This window comes from Bradyrhizobium sp. ISRA464, from assembly GCF_029910095.1.
Lineage (GTDB): Bacteria > Pseudomonadota > Alphaproteobacteria > Rhizobiales > Xanthobacteraceae > Bradyrhizobium.
Window position 1 is genome coordinate 7,018,543 of record NZ_CP094526.1, and the last position, 21,079, is coordinate 7,039,621.

The window sequence follows — 21,079 nt, forward strand, 5'->3', positions numbered from 1 at the left end:
CGTCATTGCGAGGAGCGCCAGCGACGAAGCAATCCATCGCTCCGCGTGTGCGGGCCGATGGATTGCTTCGCGGAGCCTGTCATCGGGCGGCGCTGCGCGCCGACCCGTTGGCTCGCAATGACGTGGAGAATACGGTGAAGCACAATTTCAAATCCCGGGCACACGCTCTCAGGACGCGTTGGCCTTCTGGCCCCATTTCTCGAGGATCTTTGCAATGGTGCCGCTGGCCTTGAGCTTGGCAAGCGAGGCATTGATCTTCGCGAGCAGCGCGGTGTCGCTCTTGCGGACGCCGATCGCGACAGTGCCGACGGTGGCGGGCTTGTAGCCATCGACCAGGCGCACGTCGGCGAAATTGCCCTGCTGCAGGTTGTAGGCAAGGATCGGATAGTCGGCGAAGCCGGCCTTGAGGCGGCCTGCATTCACGTCGCGCAGGATGTCGGGAATGCTGTCGTAGACCTTCACCTCGCTGAACAGCCCGGTCTTCTTCAGCGCGTCGACAAAGGCGGTGCCGACCTGGGCGCCGACCACCGTGCCCTTCAAATCCTCCTGCGAGGTGTAGGCCTTGGTGTCGGTCTTCGGCACCACGAGGCCCTCGCCATAGGTGTAGACGGGATCGGAGAAGTCGATCACCTCCTTGCGCGCGGCGGTCGCGAACATCGCGGCGGCGATGATGTCGATCTTGTTCGAGGTCAGCGAGGGGATCAGCGCCGAGAACTGCATCGGCTCGATCTGAACGGAAAAGCCGGCGTCCTTGCCGATCTCGGTGGCGAGATCGACCATGATGCCCTGGATCGAGCTGGTCTTGGTGTCGAGGAAGGTGAAGGGGATTCCGGTCGGTGTCGAGCCGACCTTCAGGACTTGCTGCGCCTGCGACGGCGCGCTCAAGGCAATGGCAAGCGCCGCGATCGCGGCCTGGACGAGACGCTGAAAGGACATCGCAACACCTCCCGAAGCTGACACTGGCGCCGCGTCGCCCGATGGTTTCGAGCTTGTTGTTGCGGGCGACGCCGTTCCGGCCTATTTTCACCGATATGAAATTGTGGTCACGAAACCGCGGCCAATGCAAGCAGTTTTCATGCACATGAAGGAAGCGGCCTGACGTGAGCGGCGGCAAGCGAATGCGCAAGGGAGCGGCAGGCAAGCCTGCGACGGCGCACCGCGCGGCAAGGAAGCCGGCCGAGCCGCCGGTCGACCTCGCGGTCGGACGCCGCATCCGCGATCTGCGCCGCGCCAAGCAGATGTCGCTGGAGACGATCGCCGCCCGCACCAGGCTGTCGATCGGCTTCATCAGCCAGATCGAGCGCGGCCTTTCGTCGCCCTCGCTGCGGGTGCTGGCGACGCTCGCCGATGTGCTCGGCGTCGGCATCGCCGGGCTGTTCGGTGCCGCACCGAATGACGACGCTGCCTCAAACGGCGTGGTCACCCGCGAGGCGCAGCGCGCCGAGCTGAAGCTGTGGCGCACCGGAGTCTCGAAGCAATTGCTGAGCCCGGCCGGCAGCGAAAGCCGGCTCAATCTGTTCCTGGTGCATCTCGCGCCCGGCGGCAGCACGGGCGACGAGCTCTACACCCATGACGGCGAGGAAGCCGGCCTTGTGCTCGAAGGCGAGATGACGCTGACCGTGGACGCCGAGACCTGGACGCTGAAGCAGGGCGACAGCTTCCGCTTCGCCAGCCGCCGGCCGCACCGCTTCTCCAATCCGGCCGACGATGCGAAGGCCGTGGTGCTGTGGGTGAATTGCGTGACGGCGGCGGGCTGAGTCGCGTCTATCCATCGTCGTCCCGGCGAAGCAGGCCGTGCAAAAACCACGGTCTGATGTTGGATTTGGGAGGCAGAGACGGATTCGGGGGCAGGATGGCACACATCGTTGGCCAATCGCGCTATCAGGCGACGTTGTATCCCGAGACGTTGGACGAGGTGATCGCGGCAGACAGCGCGGTGCGCGTCATTGACGGTTTTGTGGACAGCCTGGACCTTGCCGGGCTGGGTTTCTCGAACGTTGAGGCGGAGGCGACGGGGCGGCCGCCTTACGATCCGCGCGATCTGTTGAAGCTTTATGTCTACGGGTATCTGAACCAGATGCGTTCGAGCCGGCGGCTTGAGCGTGAGGCTCGGCGCAATGTCGAAGTGTTCTGGCTGATCAACCGGGTGAGGCCGGTGTTCAAGACCATTGCGGACTTCCGCAAGGACTATCCTGAGGCGATTGCCGGGGTCTGCCGGGCCTTTATAAAGTTCTGCCGCGAGCAATCGGTGTTTGGAGGCGAAGTCCTGGCGATCGACGGGAGCAAGATTGCTGCGGCGGCGAGCCGCAAGCAGGTGATCACCAAGGCGAAGCTTGCGGAGCGGGATGCGGCGATCGAGCGCAAGATCGCCGACTACCTGACGGCGATGGATGAGGCCGACGCCGAGGAGACGCCGCTTGAGCCGACCAAGACCGACGTGGCTGCAGCCCTTGCCGCGTTGAGGGCTCAGCGGGCTGAATTGCAGCAGCAGGCCGAACAGCTGGTTCAGGAAGGGCTCAAGCAGAAGGTGCTGGGTGAGCCTGAGGCCAAGCTCATGCGCACGCCGCGCGGCCATCAGGTTGCCTACAATGCACAGATCGCGGTCGATGCCCAGCATGACATGATCGTTGCGTTCGATCTGACCAACGAGGGCAACGATCTGCAGCAACTCCACCCGATGGCCCGGCAGGGCAAGGCGGCCGTCGGCGCCGATCAGGTGAGCGTCGTTGCCGATACCGGCTATGCCAACGGCGCGCACGGCAAGCAATGTGAGCAGGACGGGATCACCGCGATCGTACCGCATGGCGAGCGGGTCAATCCGAAGGGCAAGCAATACTTCAGCCGCGATCAGTTCAGCTACGCCCGAGAGAGCGACAGCTGGGGTTGCCCTGCCGGTGAGGTCCTCCAACTCTTCAAGACCTCCCACACCAAACAGAAGAAGGAATATCGGACGCAAGCCTGCCCGGCCTGTCCGCTGAAATCGCAATGCACCGAGGCGGCGCAGCGGATCATCGTGCGCGGCTTCCATGACGATGACCGCGAGGCCATGCATCAGCGGGCGATCGCCGATCCAAGCTGGATGAGGCTCCGCCGCGAAGTCGCCGAGCATCCGTTCGCGACCATCAAATGGTTGATGGGAACCCCGCGCTTCCTCGTCCGCGGATTGCGCAAAGCCAAAGCCGAACTGGCGCTCAGCATCATCGCCTACAACCTCAAGAGACTGATTGCCATCAAGAGCGTACCCGCTCTGCTCAAGGCGCTCCGGCCCTGTCCAGCTTGAGGGTGCCCTCCTCGTTCTCAGCTCCAGGCACCGCGCCGACATTTTTGCACGGCCTGGAAGGCCGGGACGACGATGATGATTAACCCTTCGTCGTGTCGAACGACATCAACCCAACCCCATCACCACATCCTCGATCTTGATCGGGAAGCGGCGGACGCGGATGCCGGTGGCGTGCCAGACGGCATTGGCGACGGCACCGGCGCTGCCGGTGATGCCGATCTCGCCGACGCCCTTGATGCCGAGCGCATTCACATGCGGATCGTGCTCGTCGACGGTGATCACATCCATCGGCGGCACGTCGGCATTCACAGGCACGTGGTACTCGGCAAGGTTCGCATTCAGGATACGGCCCGATCTGCGGTCGATCACCGCCTCCTCATGCAGCGCGAAGGAGAGGCCCCAGATCATGCCGCCGTAAAGCTGGCTTTGGACCAGGCGCGGATTGATGATGCGGCCGGCGGCAAAGGCACCCACCAGCCGAGTCGCGCGGATCTGACCGAGCTCCGGATCGACCTTCACCTCGGCGAACACGGCGCCATGCGCGTGCATCGCGTATTGCGATTGCGCCGCCGGATTTGCCGCGCCGGTGCCGCTTGCATCGATCTCGGCGAGCCCGGCGCGGGCGAGGATGTCGGCATAGCTGTCGCTGCGCGTATCGTCGTCGCGCCGATGCAACCGCCCGGCCCGCGCAACCACGCCGGCATTGCCGGCGCCGAACAGCCGCGACCGCTCGTCCCTAGTCGCGAGGTCGGCGAGCTTTGCAATCACGGCCGCGCCGGCATTGTGGATCGCGGCACCGACGGTTGCGGTGTGCGCCGAGCCGCCGGCGATGCCGGCGTCCGGCAGATCCGACGTGCCCGAGCGGAACTCGATCTGCTCGAGATCGAGGCCGAGCGCATCAGCCGAGATCTGGGTCAGCGCGGTCCAGGCGCCCTGCCCCATGTCATGCGCGCCGCTCTCCATCACACCGCGCCCGTCGGCGCGGATCACGGCGCGGGCATTGCCCTGGAACATCAGCGCCGGGAAGGTCGCCGTGCCCATGCCCCAGCCGACCAGGAAGCCGTTCTCATCGCGCATCTCGCGCGGCTGCAGCGGACGGCGTGCCCAACCAAAGCGTTCGGCACCGCGGGCGTAGCACTGCCGCAGCGCCTTGGAGGAGAACGGCTTGCCGGTGGTCGGTTCGACCTCCGCGTAATTCTTCAGCCGGAAGTCCAGCGGATCGATGCCGCAGGCGAACGCCGCCTCGTCGATCGCGCTCTCCAGCGCGATCGAGCCGGTCGCCTCCCCCGGCGCGCGCATAAACAGCGGCGTGCCGGTATCGACGCGCACCGCCTCATGCGCGGTCCGGATCACAGGACTTGCGTAGAGCGTGTGCGAGGCATCGGCAGCGGGCTCGTAGAAATCGTCGAAGCTCGAGGTGGTAATGCGCGCGTGATGATCGATCGCGGTCAGCACGCCATCATCGTCAGCGCCGATGCGCAGCCGTTGCCGGGTCGCCGAACGATGCCCGACCGGGCCATACATCTGGCTGCGGCGCAGCGCGAGCTTGACCGGACGCCCCACCAGCTTTGCGGCCATGATGCCGAGCACCTGCGGTCCCGACACCAGGCCCTTGGAGCCGAAGCCGCCGCCGAGGAACGGGCTGTTGATATGGATATTGGCCGGCGGAATGCCGAACAATCCGCCGATCCGCAGCTGCGCCATCGCCATGCCCTGGCTCGGCGTGTCGATGAAGAGCTTGTCGCCGTCCCACACCGCGACGATCGCGTGCGGCTCCATCGCGTTGTGATACTGCGCCGGCGTCTCATAGGTCGCGTCCGTCAGCTTCGACGCCGCGGCAAAACCCGCATCGATATCGCCGTGCTGGACTTCGGCGGGATTGCCGATGCCGACCACCGGCGGCACGTAGGGCTCGCCGGCGTCGAGGCCGACGCGCGCGATCTCGACCTGGTAGCGCGGCGAGAGCAGCGCCGAGCCTTCGGTCGCGGCCTCCAGCGTCTCGGCGATCACCACCGCGATCGCCTGGTTGGCGTAGCGCACCTCGTTGGTCTGCAACAGCTCCATGCGGAAGGTGAACGGATTGCCCTTGGCGTCGGGATCTTCCGCAAGTTCGGGCTTGTGCGCCGGTGTCATCACGTCGACGACGCCGGGATGGCGCTTGGCGGCGGCGACATCGAGCGACTTGACGCGACCGCGCGCGATGCAGCTCGTCGCGATCACGGCATAGAGCATGCCGGGCGGATGATTGTCCGCGGCATAGCGCGCCTTGCCGGTCACCTTCAAAACGCCATCGGTGCGGGTCAGCGGCTGGCCGATGTTCGAGCCATGCCTGAGATGGGCGGGATCGCGGGTGAGATTGAGTTCGGGCGTCATGCATTACGCTCCTGCAACGGATGAGAAGGGAGAGGCGGGCAGCGCGGGAATGCGCGCCGGCGTGCCTGCGGCGGCAAGGGCAAGCGCGCGCACGACGATGCGCTGCGCAAGCTCGATCTTGAAGGCGTTGTCGCCGGATGGCCTTGCATCGGCGAGCGCGGTGCGCGCCGCCTCGCGATAGAGGGCTGCATCGGGCGCGCGACCCGCAAGCACCTGCTCGGCCTCGCGCGTCCGCCACGGCTTGGCCGCGACGCCACCAAGCGCAAGCCGCGCCTCGCGGATTGTGCCATCCGCGATCCGCAAGGCTGCCGCGGCGGACACCACGGCGAAGGCATAGGACGTGCGCTCGCGCACCTTGATGTAGCGCGCATGCGCGGCGAAATCCTTCGCCTCGGCCGGCAGGCGCAGCGCGACGATCAGATCGCCCGGCTCGAGCGCCGTCTCGCGCTCCGGCGTGTCGCCGGGCAACCGATGCAGCGCCTCGAGCGGCAGCTCGCGCCGGCCGCCCGCGCCCTCGATCTCGACGACGGCGTCGAGCGCAACCAGCGGCACGCAGAAATCGGAGGGATGGGTTGCGATGCAGCCCTCGCTCCAGCCGAGCACCGCGTGCAGCCGGTTCTCACCGCGTCGCGCATCGCAGCCGGCGCCCTGCCAGCGCCGGTTGCAGGCGCTGGCGGCGTCGTAGAAATAGGCGCAGCGCGTCCGCTGCATCAGATTGCCGCCGACGGTCGCGGCGTTGCGAAGCTGCGCCGACGCACCCGACAGCAGCGCCTCGGCGACCGCCGGATAGAAGCGCGCGAATTCCGCGTCATGCGCGAGATCGGCATTGCGCACCAGCGCGCCGATGCGCAAAGAGCCGTCGGCAAGATGCTCGATGCGGTCGAGCCCGGGCAGGCGCGTGACGTCGACCAGCCGGCTCGGCCGGCTGACGCCGCCCTTCATCAGGTCGAGCAGATTAGTACCCGACGCGAGATAGGTCGCTCCCTTCTCGGATGCCGCCGCGATCGCTTCAGTGACGCTGGCCGGCCTGACATAATCGAAGTTCATCATGCGGAGCGCCTCCGGTTGCCAGCATTGATCTCGGCCGTCGCCTCCAGCACGGCCTCGGTGATCCCGGCATAGGCGCCGCAGCGGCAGAGATTGCCGCTCATGCATTCGCGCACGCGCTCCGGATCGTCACCGGCCTGGCCTTCCTGGATCAGGCCGATGCCGCTCATGATCTGGCCCGGCGTGCAGAAGCCGCACTGGAAACCGTCATGCGCGATGAAGGCGGCCTGCACCGGGTGCAGCTGGTCGCCGTGCGCGACGCCCTCGATGGTTGTGATCTCGGCGCCGTCGTGGCTGACGGCGAGCGCGAGGCAGGAGTTGATGCGGCGTCCGTCGACCAGGATGGTGCACGCGCCGCACTGGCCGCGGTCGCATCCCTTCTTGGTTCCGGTGAGGTCGAGGCGCTCACGCAAGAGGTCGAGCAGGGTGACGCGGGGGTCGTCGAGCGTAATGTCCCGGCGGACCCCATTGATGGTGAGACTGAGAGGGAGATTCATGCAGGGCTCCGATCCGTGTATGGTCGGTTTGAATCGAGGCAACGCGATCCCGCCGCCGCCGACCGATGGTCGGCGCGCCTTGTCGGGCCGGATGCTGGTCGCCATATACGGAGGCATCCTCCGTTTACAAGGGAGGGTGAAAAGAAAAAAGGAATGGCCGGTCGTTCAACAGAAATTGTTCGCAAGCCCCGCGCGGATGCCGTGCGCAATCGCGAGCGCGTGCTGGAGGCGGCAAAAGCGGTGTTCTCGGCCGGCGGCAGCGAGGCGAGCCTGGAGGCCGTGGCGCGGCATGCCGGCGTCGGCATCGGCACGCTCTACCGCCACTTTCCGACCCGCGAGGCGCTGTATGAAGCCGTCTATCGCCGCGAGGTCGAGCAGCTCGGCGATCTCGCCGAGCAACTGGAGAATGCGCCCGATCCGGTCGAGGCGCTGCGGCGCTGGCTGCGCGCCAATGTCGAATTCGTCGCAACCAAGAAGGGCATGGTGGCGGCGCTGGCGCTGGTCGCGCACGGCTCGACCGAACTGCACGCTTATTCCTTCGACCGCCTGACCAAGGCGATCGGCACCCTGCTCGCGCGCGCGGTCGCGGCCGGCGAGATCCGCGCCGACATCAGCGCCGAGGACGTGCTGCGCGCTCTGATCGGCATGTGCTACATGCACGACCAGCCCGGCTGGCAGACCACCGCACTGCGGCTGCTGGATGTGTTCGTCGATGGTCTGCGCCTGCGGCCGGCGGGCAGGACGGAGCCGACCGCAAGATCCAAGCCGACTGGAAGGAGCCCAAGCCGGAAGCAAACGCGTTAGAGCATATACGCGCAAGAGACGTCGCGCCGATCAGGATGCGCGTGATGTTCACGATATCCCTGGCGACGCAAGAGCGGACATCGCGAGGTCCGAGCCGCCGGACATCGATCCGGCAAGCCGCAGATCTCACAGCTTGGTCCAGGCTTCGGCGATCGGATCGAAGACGGCCGGGTTCTTCCTTACAGTCACCGACCACACCGGCATCGTGAAGGTCGGATCAAGGGCGAGGACTTTGGACGCGGTCGCCCTTGCGTCCTTCATGCGGCCGAGCCTGACAAGCGCGACCGTCAACAGAATGAGCGGAACGCTGAACGACGGATTCGCCTCCACGGCGAGGCTGGCAGCCCACTGGGCCTTCTCAAATCTGTTCAGATGCAATTCCGCGACCGCGACCGCCATGTGAGCGATCAGTGTATCGAACGGACTCAATTCGAGAGCACGTTGCGCCCGCGCGATCGCGACCTCGGTCCGCCCCATCCAGGCCTGCGCAAAGGCACTGTTGCCGAGGGCGACGACGTTCGAGTTGCTGATCGACAGGGCGCGGTCGAAGACGTCGAAGGCCGCCTGAGCATCGGAATCCAGGAACCAGATCACCAGCCCGGCGGTCCCGAGCGCGGTCGCATCGTCGCTCCGCGTGGCGGCACGGGCATGGCGGATCGCAAACTCGCGGTCGGACTCGTGCAATCCCTGGCGGCTGAACCTGATTTGGAAGCAGCGCGACAGATGGGCATGCGCCGCCGAATAGTCGGGCTCAAGCTCCAGCGCCTGCTGCAGCAAGGGAATGGCCTCGCCCGCCCCGACCGGCATCGTGGTGCGCATCGAGGAGAGCGCTCTGAGAACCAGATCATAGGCGCCGAGGTTGTTGGGGCGCGCGCGCCTCACCCGGTTCACCTCGGCCTTGCGAAGGTTCGGCTCGATCGCGCCGATCAGGCTCATTGCAATCGAGTCCTGAACCTCGAACAGATCATCGAACCGGCGGTCGTAGCGCTCGGCCCACAGCGATCGGCCCGATTCCGCTTCCACCAGCCGGGCTGTGATCCTGATCCGATGATCCGCCTTGCGAACGCTCCCCTGCACCAGATAGCGGCATCCAAGGTCGCGGCCGACCTTGGCGAGGTCCGGAGCCTCGGCACCGTAGGTGAAGCTGGAATTGCTCGCGATCACTGAAATGCCGCCGATGCGCGAGAGCCCGGTAATGATGTCCTCGACAATCCCATCGGCAAAGTAGTCCTGGGCCGGATCTCCGCTCAGGTTTGCGAAACGAAGAACGGCGACCGATGTGCCCGGGTGGTTTCCACCCTGATCGACAGAGCCCGGCGATGTTGTGGATGTGTCCATGCCGACGAGTCGATATCCACGACCAGGCACCGTGACCACGTGGCTCTGCCCCTCGCCCGCTGCCTCGAGCGCCTTGCGCAGCGAGGAGACATGAACCTGGATTGCATTCTCTTCCACGATCCGGCCGGCCCAGACCCGCGCCATCAGCCGATCCTTGTCGACGACCTCGCCGTGCGCGAGGGCCAGTTCGCACAGGATGTCGAACGCGCGGCTGTTAAGCTTGACGGGGGCTCCGGAGCACGTGAGCGCACGGTTCATCACATCAAGCTGAAAGCGCCCAAATCTCACGGGAGTGTCAGTCACCGTCTCGCCTCACGCGCATTAACGTTCAGAACTCTTCAGGTTCTGAAACAAGGACCTTAGGCGCGCGCGGAGCTAGGTGTCCAGCATCGCAAGCCGGCTGACCGCCGCCCCTGAGGTAACGCGATGCGCACAACTCCTGCACTCACAGCCCTCTCCGCCATCGCCTTGATAGCCGGACTGTCGGCAGCGGCGCGCGCCCAGACCCACGCCGGCACCTGGCCCGCGCAGGCCGTCAGGATCATCACTCCGTTTCCGCCGGGCAGCGGTGGCGACATCACGGCCCGCCCCTTTGCTGATCGCCTCGCGAAGCTGTGGGGCAAGCCTGTGATCGTCGAGAACCGCCCTGGCGCCGATGGGATCATCGCGGTGACATCGGTCCTCAACTCGACCAACGGGCACACGATCCTTTACACGAATGGTGGACCGCTCACGAGCAACCAGATCTCACACGCCGGCAAACTGCCCTATGAGCCGATGAATGATCTATTGCCGATCTCCGGCGGCGCCGAGGTCTATGTCGGGATCGGAGTGCCGGCCTCGCTGCCGGTTGGAACCGTCGCCGACTTTCTCGCGCTCGCGAAATTGCGGCCCGGTCAATTCAACTGGGGCGGCACGCCCGGGAGCCTGGACTATCTGATACCGGGGTTCTTCAAGAACGTGGGCGTCGATTTGACGCATGTTCCGTATCGGGACGTCACTTCGGCCATGCAGGACCTGTCGCAGGCGCGACTCCAGCTCTACGCCGCGGCAGTCGCAACCCAGTTGCCGATGGCGCAGGCCGGCAAGGTCAAGATCATCGCGGTCACGAACAGGGATCGCGCACCCGGTCTGCCCGACGTGCCAACGGCCGACGAGGCGGGATTTCCCGACCTCCGCTATGAGGCATTCCTCGGATTTTTCGGACCACGCGGAATGTCGGCGGACGCTATCGAACGCATCAGCTCCGACCTTCGCGTGATCGCGACCGACCGGGATCTGGCGGCAAAGTTCAACGCCATCGGCATGAAGATGCGGATCACGACGCCCGCAGAGCTGAAGCAGATGGTGGTGAACGAGCGCGCAGCGCTGGCGAAGCTCGCGCCAGCAGCAGGCGCGCCGCCCGCGGAATAAGCGGTTGGCAGGAGACATCACATGAAGAAAGACAGCACGTTCGCGGAGCGGCTCTTCGAGATCGGAAGCAGCTATCGGCGCGCGAGAGTCCTGCTGAGCGCGGTGGAGCTGGATCTGTTCTCGACGCTGGCGGTCGCGCCGCTCGATGCGGCAGGCCTTGCAAGCCGGCTCGGCATCGCGCCGCGCGGCGCGCGAGACTTCTTCGACACGCTTGTGGCGCTTCACCTTCTGACGCGCGATGCAGAGGGCCGCTACCACAACGCGCCCGACTGCGATCGATATCTGGACCGGGCGAAATCAACCTATCTTGGCGGGAGCTTCGAACAATACAGCCGCCGGGAATATGACATGTGGGGCGCGCTCACCGAGGCGTTGAAGACCGGAAAGCCGAAGGCGGAGATCCACGGCCAGGATCATTTCAAATCGCTCTATGACGACGCCGCGGGGTCTGAGACTTTCGTCAATGCAATGACGGCTGGCAGCTTGGTGGCGGCTCAGGCCATCGCCGAGCGCTTCCCCTGGCGGGATTACACCACGCTCTGCGACATCGGCACGTCACAGGGTTGTCTGCCGGCGCAAGTGGCGCGAGCCCATCCGCATCTCAGCGCAATTGGCTTCGACCTTCCACCGCTACGACAGGCTTTCGAGAGCTACGTTCGCGACGCCGGCCTCGACAAGCGATTGCGTTTCGTGGCCGGCGACTTCTTCAGGGATCGCCTGCCGGCAGCCGATGTGATCGTGTTCGGCCGCATCCTGCACAATTGGGATTTGGCCACCAAGACAATGTTGCTCCAGAAGGCCTACGATGCTCTGCCGCCCGGCGGCGCTGCCCTCGTCTATGACCTGCTGATCGACGATGATCGGTTCGCCGAAGTGAGCGCACTCCTCTCATCCCTGAACATGCTGCTATGGACCGCGACAGGCTTCGGCTATAGCGGCGCGGATTGTGTCGGCTGGATGCGCAAGTTGGGCTTCGTCCGCATCCGCGTCGAAAAACTACCAGGTGGACACTCAATGATTGTCGGCCATCGGGCGTGAGCGCAGCAACGAAGCATCCCATCGCTTGCCCCACGGCCGTCCTCTGGAAGCCCCAATGGCCTGTGAAAAACAAGGCTGAACAGCGTCCTGCACGGCACGAGGAACCTACGGCCGGCTCTCCTGTTCAGCCCGATAACGAAGACCGAGGAGGACCACCAGTATGAAGATACTTCAAATGCAGCATGAACTCACCGCCGAACTCGAAAGGCGATCGGGCGTCAAGGGACTGAAGCTGATCCGCCTCAAGGGCTACGACCCGAGCTGGGACCTTGGAGGCACGCGCGAGACCGCGCTGGACGAGGCGAAGGAAAAGCAGCTGCGCGAGGAAGTCACCCGGATGCAGCAGGAGTTCGACATCGCCTAGCGCGCACACCGTGATTGGCGCGCGCCGAACGCACGGCCTCAGCCGAAGCGGTGATCGTAGCGGGTGATCGACAGCTCCTTGGTGTCGATCTCGGGCGTCTTGCCCGAGAGCATATCCGCCAGCACCCTCCCCGAGCCGCAGGCCATGGTCCAGCCGAGCGTGCCGTGACCGGTGTTGAGATGCAGATTGGCGTAGCGCGTCGCGCCGATCACCGGCGGGCCGTCCGGCGTCATCGGGCGCAGGCCGCACCAGAACGTCGCCCTGGAAAGATCGCCGCCGCGCGGAAACAGATCGGTCAGCGAATGATCCAGCGTCGCGCGCCGCGCGGCGTAGAGCTTGGTCGAATAGCCCGAGATCTCGGCGGTGCCGCCGACGCGGATACGATCGCCGAGCCGCGTGATCGCGACCTTGTAGCTCTCGTCCATCACGGTCGATTCCGGTGCGCCGGCCGCATCCCTGATCGGCACGGTGATCGAATAGCCCTTCACCGGATGGACCGGCAGCGAGATGCCGAGCGGCCGCACCAGATGCGGCGAATAGCTGCCGAGCGCGAGGATATAAGCATCGGCCTGCATCACACCGGCACTGGTCGCTACTCCCGTGATGCGGGTCGCATCCGCGTTCAGCCCGTCGATGCCGACATTGAAATTGAAGCGCACACCGAGCTTACCGGCCTCCAGCGCCAACGTCTGCGTGAACATGTGGCAATCGCCGGTCTCGTCGTGCGGCAATCGTAGCCCGCCTGCGAACTTCTTCTTCACCTGCGCCAGCGCCGGCTCCACGGCGATGCAGCCGTCGCGGTCGAGCACCTCGAAAGGCACGCCGTATTGCTTGAGCACGGCGATGTCCTCGCCGGTGCCATCGAGCTGCGCCTGGTAGCGGAACAGCTGCAGCGTGCCGCGCGCACGCTCGTCGTAGCGGATGCCGATCTCGTCGCGCAGGCCGCGCAGGCAATCGCGGCTGTACTCCGCGATCGGAATCATCCGGCTCTTGTTCACGGCGTAACGCGCGCTGGTGCAGTTGCGCAGCATCTTGAGCAGCCACAGCCACATCACCGGATCGAGCTTCGGGCGGATCACCAGCGGACCATGCTTCATCAACAGCCACTTCACCGCCTTCACGGGCACGCCGGGGCCGGCCCAGGGCGAGGAATAGCCGGGCGACACCTCGCCGGCATTGGCGAACGAAGTTTCGAGCGCGGGCTTGGGCTGACGGTCGATCACCGTCACCTCGTGGCCGGCGCGGGCGAGATAATAGGCCGAGGTGACGCCGATCACGCCACTGCCGAGAACAAGGACCTTCACTGTTCCTCACATCCTGCAGCGGAAATGCATTCGCCGCTGCGAAACCCGTCTGCTTCGCAACGGCGACAGCATTTTGTAGGGCTAGCGACTATCGAGCCAAAGCTCGTTCCGATCGAGTCGGAACGAGCTCTGGATTCTTTTTGCCACGTTTTCCTTAAGCGAACCGGTGTCCACTTCGCTGGAAAACGCTTTGCAATGATCAGGCCACGCGCTTGATGGCATCCCCGAGGATCGAGACCATGTCGTCGATGTGCTTCTTCTCGACGATCAAAGGCGGCGACATCGCCATGGAATCGCCGCCCAGGCGCAGATAGAGGCCGTTGTTGAAGCAATCGACCATGATGTCGTAGCCGCGCGCACCGGGGGCATCCTTGCGCGGCGCGACTTCGACCGCGCCCATCAGGCCGACATTGCGGACGTCGATGACGTTCGGCAGACCCTTCAGCGAATGCAGGGCATCGCGCCAGTAATCGGCGAGCGATGCGCCACGGGTCAGCAGGCCCTCGTCCTTGTAGATGTCGAGCGTGGCAAGGCCGGCGGCGCAGGCCACCGGATGCGCCGAATAGGTGTAGCCGTGGAACAGCTCGATCGTGCCCTCCGGGCCGGTCATCAGCCCGTCATAGATCTTGCGGTCGGCGAACACAGCGCCGCAGGGCACGGCACCGTTGGTGATGCCCTTCGCGGTCGTCATCAGGTCGGGCGTGACACCGAAGAAGTTGGCGGCGAACGGCGTGCCGAGACGGCCGAAGCCGGTGATGACCTCGTCGAAGATCAGGAGGATGCCATGCTTGGTGCAGAGTTCGCGCAGCCGCTGCAGATAACCCTTCGGCGGTGGCAGCACTGCGGTCGAGCCGGGCACCGGCTCGACGATCACGGCGGCGATGGTGTCGGCGCCATGCAGCGCCACCATCCGCTCGACGTCGTCGGCGAGCTCGGCGCCGTGATCCGGCAGATCCTTGGCGAAGGCGTTGCGGGCGAGATCGTGGGTGTGGCGGATGTGGTCCACACCCGGGAGATGGGTCGCGAAGGCGCGGCGGTTGGCGACCATGCCGCCGACCGACATGCCGCCGAAGCCGACGCCGTGATAGCCGCGCTCGCGGCCGATCAAGCGGGTGCGGGTCGGCTGGCCGGTGGCGCGGTGATAGGCCAGCGCGATCTTCAGCGCGGTATCGACCGATTCAGAGCCCGAATTGGTGAAGAAGATGCGGTCCAGCCCCTTCGGCGCGATCTCGGCGAGCCGCTCGGCGAAATCGAACGCCAGCGGATGGCCCATGTTGAAAGAGGGCGCAAAATCCAGCGTGCTGAGCTGCCGCTCGACGGCGGACGCGATCTGGGGGCGGCCATGGCCCGCATTGACGCACCAGAGGCCAGCCGAGCCGTCGATCACCTGCCGCCCGTCGACGGAGGTGTAATACATGCCCTTGGCGGAGGAGAACAGCCGCGGCGTTTTCTTGAACTGCCGGTTGGCCGTGAACGGCATCCAGAACGAATCGGTCTTGATGGTGTTCGGAATCTGATGAACGGTCACGGCGGCGCTCCATTGCTGACTGCCTAATAGTCGGACCACGCTTCGCACTACTCAACAAGTCCTTTTCTGTCGCACCGCAAGCCATTGATCTCATTGAGGCGGTCTGCGAAGATTTGTTCGATCCGCAACACCTGCAACAGGACCTTGCCATGAGCGTCGATATCGGCGGACGGCTGCGATTCATCCGCGCGCGCCACAAGCTGTCGCAGCGGGAACTCGCCAAGCGGTCCGGCGTGACCAATTCGACGATCTCGCTGATCGAATCCAACCAGATGAATCCCTCGGTCGGTGCGCTGAAGCGCATCCTCGACGGCATCCCGATGGGGCTTGCGGAGTTCTTCGCGATCGAGCCGGAGCGCCCGCGCAAGGCATTCTACCGCGCCGAGGAGCTGACCGAGATCGGCAAGAACCCGATCTCCTATCGCCAGGTCGGCGACAATCTGTTCGGTCGCGCGTTGCAGATCCTGAAAGAGCGCTACGAGCCCGGCAGCGACACCGGCCGGGTGCCGCTGTCCCATGAGGGCGAGGAAGGCGGTATCGTGGTGAGCGGACGGCTCGAGGTCACTGTCGACGACGAGCGGCGGGTGCTGAACGCCGGCGACGCCTATTATTTCGAGAGCCGTCGCCCGCATCGCTTCCGCTGCATCGGCGCCAAGCCCTGCGAGGTGATCTCGGCCTGCACGCCGCCCTCGTTTTGAACCCGGCGCGCGCAATTCTTGTTTCGACGCGTTTTCTTCACGCGAACCGGTGTCCATCACGGATCAAGTCCGGGACAGGCTTCGCTTGAAAACGCTCTCTATGCCAGCGCCAGCCGCTGCCGTGCGCGCATCAGCAACAGCAGCATGATGGTGACGTTGAGCAGGTTCCAGGCCAGGCCATTGGCGAAGGCCGCGGCGTAGGAGCCGGTGGCGTCGAAGATCACGCCCGAGATCCAGCCGCCGAGGGACATGCCGAACACCGAGGCGAAGATCACGATGCCGATGCGGGTCGCCGCCTCCGCCGCCGGCATCGCCTCGCGCACGATGATCGCATAGCTCGGCACGATGCCGCCCTGGAACAGACCGAACATCGCCGAGATAATGTAGAGCGAGGTCAGGCTGTCGAAGAACAGATAGAACAGCAGCGCCGACCCTTGCGCGATCGAGCCGATCAGGAGCGTGCGGATGCCGCCGATCTTGTCGGCGAGGAAGCCGGAGCCGATCCGGCTGATGATGCCGAAGCCGAGCATCAGGGACAGCATCTCGGCGCCGCGCGCCACGCCGTAGCCGAGATCGCCGCAATAGGCGACGATGTGGACTTGCGGCATCGACATCGCCACGCAGCAGGAGATCGAGGCCACCGACAGGATCGCGGTCAAGGCACTGGTGGAGAGCTTCAAGTCGACCCGCGGCGGCGGCGCGCTGACATGGCTGCGCCTGACAGCCGCCCCCATCAACAGGCGCAGCACGACGAGCGCGACCGCCATGGCGATCGCGGTGAAGACGCCGATCGCGATATGGGTGGTGCGCCAGCCGAACGTCTGGATTCCGAAATTCACGGCCGGCGGCCACAGCGTGCCGCCGATATAGTTGCCGCTCGCGGCGATCGCGACCGCGAGCCCGCGATAGCGGTCGAACCAGTGCGAGGCCTCGGCCATCAGCGGACCGAAGGTCGCCGCCGAGGACAGGCCGATGGCGAAATGGAGCAGGATGAACGCCCAGACCGACGGCGCATAGCCCGCACCGATATAGCCGAGTCCGAGGATGCCGATCCCGACGCCGATCGCGGCGACAATGCCATAGCGGTCGCTGATCTTGCCGGTCACCACCTGGCCGAGGCCGAAGCCCAGCATCACCATGGTGAAGGCGAGCGATGCGGTCCCGCGCGTTGCCGCGAAGTCGGACTGCACCACCGGCAGCGCCACAACGACCGACCACATGCCGACGCTGCCGAGCGAGCCGATGACCACAGCGACGGCAAGCCTCAGCCACGCCCGGCGGGAGTCGGGAATGAACTGGTCGGTTTCGAGGGAATATTGAGAATAAGTTTCCACGGCAGGCGCAACTTCGTCGGCAATCGCCTCCGGGTCAAGCCACGATGCCGAGAGGTTAGGCATGCAAGACCGAGGGAGCGTTGCCGCCTGACAGCCCCCCGATGCGACAGCTTACTTGGCGAATTACTTGGCGAAATCCGGGTCCTGCGACTGGAAGGCACCGCACTTCGCCCGCTTGCCGAACCGCTGGTCGAAGTCGACGGTGCCGCCACCGACCGGAATGCGGGTCGGCGGCAGTCCGCGCGTATATTGATCGACCGTCACGGTTGTCTTGTCAGCGCTCAGGGTGACGCGCACCGGCTCGAGCGGCTTGCCCTTGTTCGCCTCCGTCAGATCGAGTGCGTAGTAGCCGATCACGGATTGTCCGCCTCTCATGTGACGATCGACCGATAGCGGCAGATAGACCTCCATCCTGACACCCTCGCCCTCGCAAGCCAGCATGCGGATCATCGCGGCTTCGAAGCCCGGCGGTTTTGCGGCAGCGGCCGGCGCGAGGCAAAGGGTGATGGCCGCGACGAAGCTGATGCTCGCGAGGCCCGGCCTGCCGGCCACGGCAACAGTGCGGTGCATTTGACTTGGCATTGAGCAACCCTGCCTCATGGACGATGATCTCGCACTTCGTCGGGCGCAGGGATCAGCAGGTTCAATCCCTGCCGCGGCGCGCCGGCCCGTTCGGGAATATCGCTCGCCGGATGGTGATCGTGCTGGCCAGGAAGCCTGCTACAATGTGTGCCCGTTCATACAGGCGGTTCGCCATCCCCGTTACGATGGCGGCGCGTGCTCGGAAGACCGGTTGCACGCCCGTAGCCAACAAAGCGCGAAGGAGTTGCCTGCGTGCCGGCACCATGCCGGACGCCTCGCAAGACAAGGATCAAAGCCTGCATCGCCGGAGGGTCATCATGCATTTGTCGTCAGCGGAATGGCTGCCCGTCTCAACCGCGCCATCAGACCGGGAGCTCGAAGTCTGCGTCCTCGACTATGATGGAATTGTCCACGCGCTTGTATTCCCATGTCACAGGGAAGGTGCCGAATGGATCGACGATGCCAACAGGAAGCACCTCGGCATCCAGCCCACGCATTGGCGCAACTGGATGCATTCAGCGAACTAGGCGACAGGCCCGAGCATCCTGAAACGCCGCCGCGTTCCGCGCCGCTTGTGCGGCGCACGACGCGCCCGGAGGACGCATTTCGGACCAACGCACAGCGCGAGCGGCCCGAAGCCACTTGTCCCGGTCCTCTCGCGCCGGCCTGCAAGATTGGCTAGACTTGCGGCGTGGGTTCAGGGTGAGCCGGAGGCTCGTCATGAAATCGCACGTGATCCCTTTTGAAAATCGCTGGACGAACGGCAAGCATGCCTGGGAGTGGCATTGCGAGCTCGAGCGGCTGGGCATCCCAACCGTCAGGACGATGTACCGCGAGCACGAAACGCATCACCTCGAAGAGCCGGCAGTGGTGTTCGACATCCCCGCCGGCTTTGTGCGCGACTGGCTCGCCTTCCACGACCGGCGCACCGCGCGCCAGCAGTTGCTCTGGCGCGCGAGCGTCATCCTGCTGGGCCTCATTGTCGCATCGGGCGTCGTGCTTAGCGCCCTCAGGTAGCCGCCCGGCCGTACCGGCAGCCGAGGTGACCGCGCGGCCCCGCCGCTCACGGGTACAGCAGGCCTGCGTACCCGCCCCCTCCGACCGACAAACGACCCAGTCGAATGCCGAATTAACCCTTTGCTAACCATACACCGGGCAAAAATTGCCGAGTGAAGTCGAGTGTCGTCGATCGCGTATGACGGGCGGAGATCCCCGTGGACGCAAGTGCGGTGCCTCACTTTCGAAACGGCGGCCCTGCGGCCGTCGCGCAGACGCTTGGCGGCCGCAGCCGCCAATCGCGGGGGAGAGCGGCTACCATGGTCGACGTCACGGCGGGTCAGGGCACGGCGGGCAAAGGCGGCGGCTTCCCGAGCCTCAGTGAGATCAGCGATATCCTAAAGCGCGGCGATCTCGCGCTGGCGCTCGGCGTCCTCACCATCCTGGTGGTGCTGATCCTGCCACTGCCCTCGCTCGTGCTCGACCTCTTCCTGGCGGTCTCGATCACGGTCTCGATCCTGATCCTGATGACCTCGCTGTTCATCCAGGCGGCGCTGGAATTTTCGTCGTTCCCGACCATCCTCTTGATCTCGACCATGCTGCGGCTGTCGCTGAACATGGCCTCGACCCGGCTGATCCTGAGCCACGGCCATGAGGGCACCGCGGCCGCCGGCCATGTCATCGAGGCGTTCGGCAACTTCGTCATGGGCGGCAACTTCGTGATCGGGATCATCGTGTTCGCGATCCTGGTGATCGTGAACTTCGTGGTCATCACCAAGGGTTCGGGCCGCATCGCCGAGGTCGCGGCGCGCTTCCAATTGGACTCGATGCCCGGCAAGCAGATGGCGATCGACGCCGACCTCTCCGCCGGTCTGATTGACGAGAAGGCCGCCAAGGAGCGCCGCAAGGCGCTGGAGGACGAGAGCGGCTTCTTCGGCGCGATGGACGGTGCCTCGAAATTCGTTCGCGGCGATGCCATCGCGGGCCTCCTGATCGTCGGCATCAACATCGTCGGCGGCATCATCATCGGCGTCGCGCAGCAGGGCCTCTCGTTCAGCGAAGCCGCCCGCACCTACACGGTGCTGACCGTCGGCGACGGTCTCGTCACCCAGGTGCCCGCCCTGATCGTCTCGACCGCGGCGGGCCTGCTCGTCTCCAAGGCCGGCATCACCGGCGCCGCCGACAAGGCGCTGATGGGGCAGCTCTCCGGCTATCCGCAGGCGCTCGGCATGTCCGCCGGCGTCATGCTGGTGCTGTCATTCTTGCCCGGCATTCCGATGATCCCCTTCATGGCGCTGGGCTCCGGCGCCGCGGCGCTGGCCTGGACCGCGCGCAAGCAGAAGCGAGCGGTGAAGGCCGCGGAAGCCGCCGCAGCAGCCCCGGCTGCCTCCGCGGCAGCCGCCGCTGCCGCCGCGGAGGAGCCGATCTCCGCCGCGCTGAAGATCGACGACCTCAAGATCGAGCTCGGCTACGCGCTGCTGCCCCTTGTCAACGGCCCCGACGGCACCGACCGCCTCACCGAGCAGATCAAGGCGCTGCGCCGCTCGCTCGCGATCGAGATGGGTTTCGTGATGCCGGCGGTGCGCATCCTCGACAATGTGCAGCTCGAGGCCAACAGCTACGCCATCAAGATCAAGGAAGTGGACGCCGGCACCGGCAAGATCTGGCCGAACCAGTTCATGGTCATGGACCCCGCCGGCAACCAGGTCCAGCTGCCCGGCATCCACACCCTGGAGCCGACCTTCGGCCTGCCGGCCACCTGGGTCGATGCCGGCCTGAAGGAAGAGGCTGCGCTGAAGGGCTACACCGTGGTCGACGCCGCCACCGTGATGTCGACGCACCTGACCGAATTGCTCAAGACCAACATGGCGGACTTGCTGTCCTATGGCGAGGTGCAGAAGCTGCTCAAGGACCTGCCGAAGGAACAGGGCGAGCTGATCAAGGACATCGTGCCGAGCCAGGTCACGGTGTCGGGCATCCAGCGTGTGCTGCAGCTCCTGCTCGCCGAGCGCATCTCGATCCGCGACCTCTCGACCATCCTCGAGGGCATCGCCGATGCGCTGGCGTTCTCGCGCAATCCGGCCACCATGGTCGAGCACGTCCGCGCCCGGCTGGCGCGGCAGATCTGCGCCCAGAACACCTCGCCGAACGGCTATTTGCCGCTGATCGCGCTGTCGGCACGATGGGAGCAGGCCTTCGCCGAGTCGATCGTCGGTCAGGGCGACGACCGCAGCCTGGCGATGCAACCGTCCAAGCTCTCCGAGTTCATGACTGCCGTGCGCAACGCTTTCGAGCAGGCAGCGCGCGAAGGCGAGGCGCCGGTGCTGGTGACGTCGGCTGCGATCCGGCCGTTCGTACGCTCGCTGGTCGAGCGGTTCCGCTCGCAAACCACCGTGCTGTCGCAAGCCGAGATCCATCCGCGGGCACGCTTGAAGACGGTCGGCAGCGTCTAAACGCGAGGCAAATCAGTTGCTTTAGCGCAG

At 65.4% G+C, this 21,079-nt stretch carries 19 protein-coding genes; 10 read left to right on the forward strand and 9 right to left on the reverse strand.

What is annotated here, in order from left to right; all coding sequences use genetic code 11:
• Positions 1-168: 168 nt before the first annotated feature.
• Positions 169-936: an ABC transporter substrate-binding protein gene (locus MTX19_RS32535; RefSeq protein WP_280980874.1), complete on the reverse strand. Its 768-nt coding sequence runs from the start codon at positions 934-936 to the stop codon at positions 169-171.
• A gap of 164 nt (positions 937-1,100) precedes the next feature.
• Between MTX19_RS32535 and MTX19_RS32540 the strand changes: the two genes are divergently transcribed.
• Together MTX19_RS32540 and MTX19_RS32545 are read left to right on the forward strand one after the other, a co-directional pair.
• Positions 1,101-1,757 (forward strand): cupin domain-containing protein, encoded by a 657-nt coding sequence (locus tag MTX19_RS32540; protein WP_280980875.1) that lies wholly within the window; start codon positions 1,101-1,103, stop codon positions 1,755-1,757.
• A 95-nt stretch (positions 1,758-1,852) separates the two neighbouring features.
• Positions 1,853-3,280, forward strand: coding sequence for an IS1182 family transposase (locus MTX19_RS32545; protein ID WP_280983057.1), 1,428 nt, complete (start codon positions 1,853-1,855; stop codon positions 3,278-3,280).
• 105 nt (positions 3,281-3,385) lie between these two features.
• Here MTX19_RS32545 and MTX19_RS32550 read toward each other — a convergent pair whose 3' ends face one another.
• The 3 genes from MTX19_RS32550 to MTX19_RS32560 are packed head-to-tail and all read right to left on the reverse strand — an operon-like array spanning position 3,386 to position 7,197.
• Positions 3,386-5,653 carry a xanthine dehydrogenase family protein molybdopterin-binding subunit gene (locus MTX19_RS32550; protein WP_280980878.1) on the reverse strand — a complete coding sequence of 756 codons (2,268 nt, stop codon included), beginning with the start codon at positions 5,651-5,653 and terminating at the stop codon, positions 3,386-3,388.
• Between the two features lie 3 nt (positions 5,654-5,656).
• Positions 5,657-6,703 carry a xanthine dehydrogenase family protein subunit M gene (locus MTX19_RS32555; protein ID WP_280985651.1) on the reverse strand — a complete coding sequence of 349 codons (1,047 nt, stop codon included), beginning with the start codon at positions 6,701-6,703 and terminating at the stop codon, positions 5,657-5,659.
• A complete protein-coding gene (locus MTX19_RS32560; RefSeq protein WP_280980879.1) occupies positions 6,700-7,197 on the reverse strand; it encodes a (2Fe-2S)-binding protein in 498 nt (165 codons plus the stop codon). The genes MTX19_RS32555 and MTX19_RS32560 overlap by 4 nt, the downstream gene beginning before the upstream one ends.
• Before the next feature lie 153 nt (positions 7,198-7,350).
• Here MTX19_RS32560 and MTX19_RS32565 point away from each other — a divergent pair, with 153 nt between their 5' ends.
• On the forward strand, positions 7,351-8,001 hold the full coding sequence (locus MTX19_RS32565; RefSeq protein ID WP_280985652.1) for a TetR/AcrR family transcriptional regulator: 651 nt from the start codon (positions 7,351-7,353) through the stop codon (positions 7,999-8,001).
• 126 nt (positions 8,002-8,127) lie between these two features.
• On the opposite strand, the gene MTX19_RS32570 is transcribed toward MTX19_RS32565, so the two are convergent.
• Entirely contained in the window at positions 8,128-9,597 is a 1,470-nt protein-coding gene (locus MTX19_RS32570) for a winged helix-turn-helix domain-containing protein (RefSeq protein WP_280980881.1), read from the reverse strand.
• Between the two features lie 168 nt (positions 9,598-9,765).
• Here MTX19_RS32570 and MTX19_RS32575 point away from each other — a divergent pair, with 168 nt between their 5' ends.
• The 3 genes from MTX19_RS32575 to MTX19_RS32585 all read left to right on the forward strand — a co-directional run bounded on the left by MTX19_RS32575 (position 9,766) and on the right by MTX19_RS32585 (position 12,154).
• Positions 9,766-10,752: a tripartite tricarboxylate transporter substrate binding protein gene (locus MTX19_RS32575; RefSeq protein ID WP_280980882.1), complete on the forward strand. Its 987-nt coding sequence runs from the start codon at positions 9,766-9,768 to the stop codon at positions 10,750-10,752.
• Positions 10,753-10,773: 21 nt separating this feature from the next.
• Positions 10,774-11,790, forward strand: a complete 1,017-nt coding sequence (locus tag MTX19_RS32580; RefSeq protein WP_280980883.1) for a methyltransferase — start codon at positions 10,774-10,776, stop codon at positions 11,788-11,790.
• Between the two features lie 160 nt (positions 11,791-11,950).
• Positions 11,951-12,154 carry a hypothetical protein gene (locus tag MTX19_RS32585; protein WP_280980884.1) on the forward strand — a complete coding sequence of 68 codons (204 nt, stop codon included), beginning with the start codon at positions 11,951-11,953 and terminating at the stop codon, positions 12,152-12,154.
• A 38-nt stretch (positions 12,155-12,192) separates the two neighbouring features.
• On the opposite strand, the gene MTX19_RS32590 is transcribed toward MTX19_RS32585, so the two are convergent.
• On the reverse strand, positions 12,193-13,458 hold the full coding sequence (locus tag MTX19_RS32590) for a D-amino acid dehydrogenase (protein ID WP_280985653.1): 1,266 nt from the start codon (positions 13,456-13,458) through the stop codon (positions 12,193-12,195).
• A gap of 199 nt (positions 13,459-13,657) precedes the next feature.
• A complete protein-coding gene (locus MTX19_RS32595) occupies positions 13,658-14,986 on the reverse strand; it encodes an aspartate aminotransferase family protein (protein WP_280980886.1) in 1,329 nt (442 codons plus the stop codon).
• 149 nt (positions 14,987-15,135) lie between these two features.
• Here MTX19_RS32595 and MTX19_RS32600 point away from each other — a divergent pair, with 149 nt between their 5' ends.
• Complete coding sequence (locus MTX19_RS32600; RefSeq protein WP_280973630.1) at positions 15,136-15,684, forward strand: cupin domain-containing protein; 549 nt, start codon at positions 15,136-15,138, stop codon at positions 15,682-15,684.
• Positions 15,685-15,782: 98 nt separating this feature from the next.
• Here the strand turns inward: MTX19_RS32600 and MTX19_RS32605 are convergent, their stop codons facing one another.
• Both MTX19_RS32605 and MTX19_RS32610 read right to left on the reverse strand, forming a co-directional pair.
• Positions 15,783-17,018 carry an MFS transporter gene (locus MTX19_RS32605; protein ID WP_280980887.1) on the reverse strand — a complete coding sequence of 412 codons (1,236 nt, stop codon included), beginning with the start codon at positions 17,016-17,018 and terminating at the stop codon, positions 15,783-15,785.
• A gap of 123 nt (positions 17,019-17,141) precedes the next feature.
• Positions 17,142-17,600: a hypothetical protein gene (locus MTX19_RS32610; RefSeq protein ID WP_280985654.1), complete on the reverse strand. Its 459-nt coding sequence runs from the start codon at positions 17,598-17,600 to the stop codon at positions 17,142-17,144.
• Between MTX19_RS32610 and MTX19_RS32615 the strand changes: the two genes are divergently transcribed.
• The 3 genes from MTX19_RS32615 to flhA all read left to right on the forward strand — a co-directional run bounded on the left by MTX19_RS32615 (position 17,600) and on the right by flhA (position 21,049).
• Positions 17,600-18,127, forward strand: coding sequence for a hypothetical protein (locus MTX19_RS32615; protein WP_280980889.1), 528 nt, complete (start codon positions 17,600-17,602; stop codon positions 18,125-18,127). The two genes, MTX19_RS32610 and MTX19_RS32615, sit on opposite strands and share 1 nt — an antisense overlap.
• A gap of 193 nt (positions 18,128-18,320) precedes the next feature.
• Positions 18,321-18,617, forward strand: a complete 297-nt coding sequence (locus MTX19_RS32620) for a hypothetical protein (RefSeq protein ID WP_280980890.1) — start codon at positions 18,321-18,323, stop codon at positions 18,615-18,617.
• 299 nt (positions 18,618-18,916) lie between these two features.
• Positions 18,917-21,049 (forward strand): flagellar biosynthesis protein FlhA, encoded by a 2,133-nt coding sequence (flhA, locus tag MTX19_RS32625; RefSeq protein ID WP_280980891.1) that lies wholly within the window; start codon positions 18,917-18,919, stop codon positions 21,047-21,049.
• The last annotated feature ends 30 nt before the right edge of the window (positions 21,050-21,079 follow it).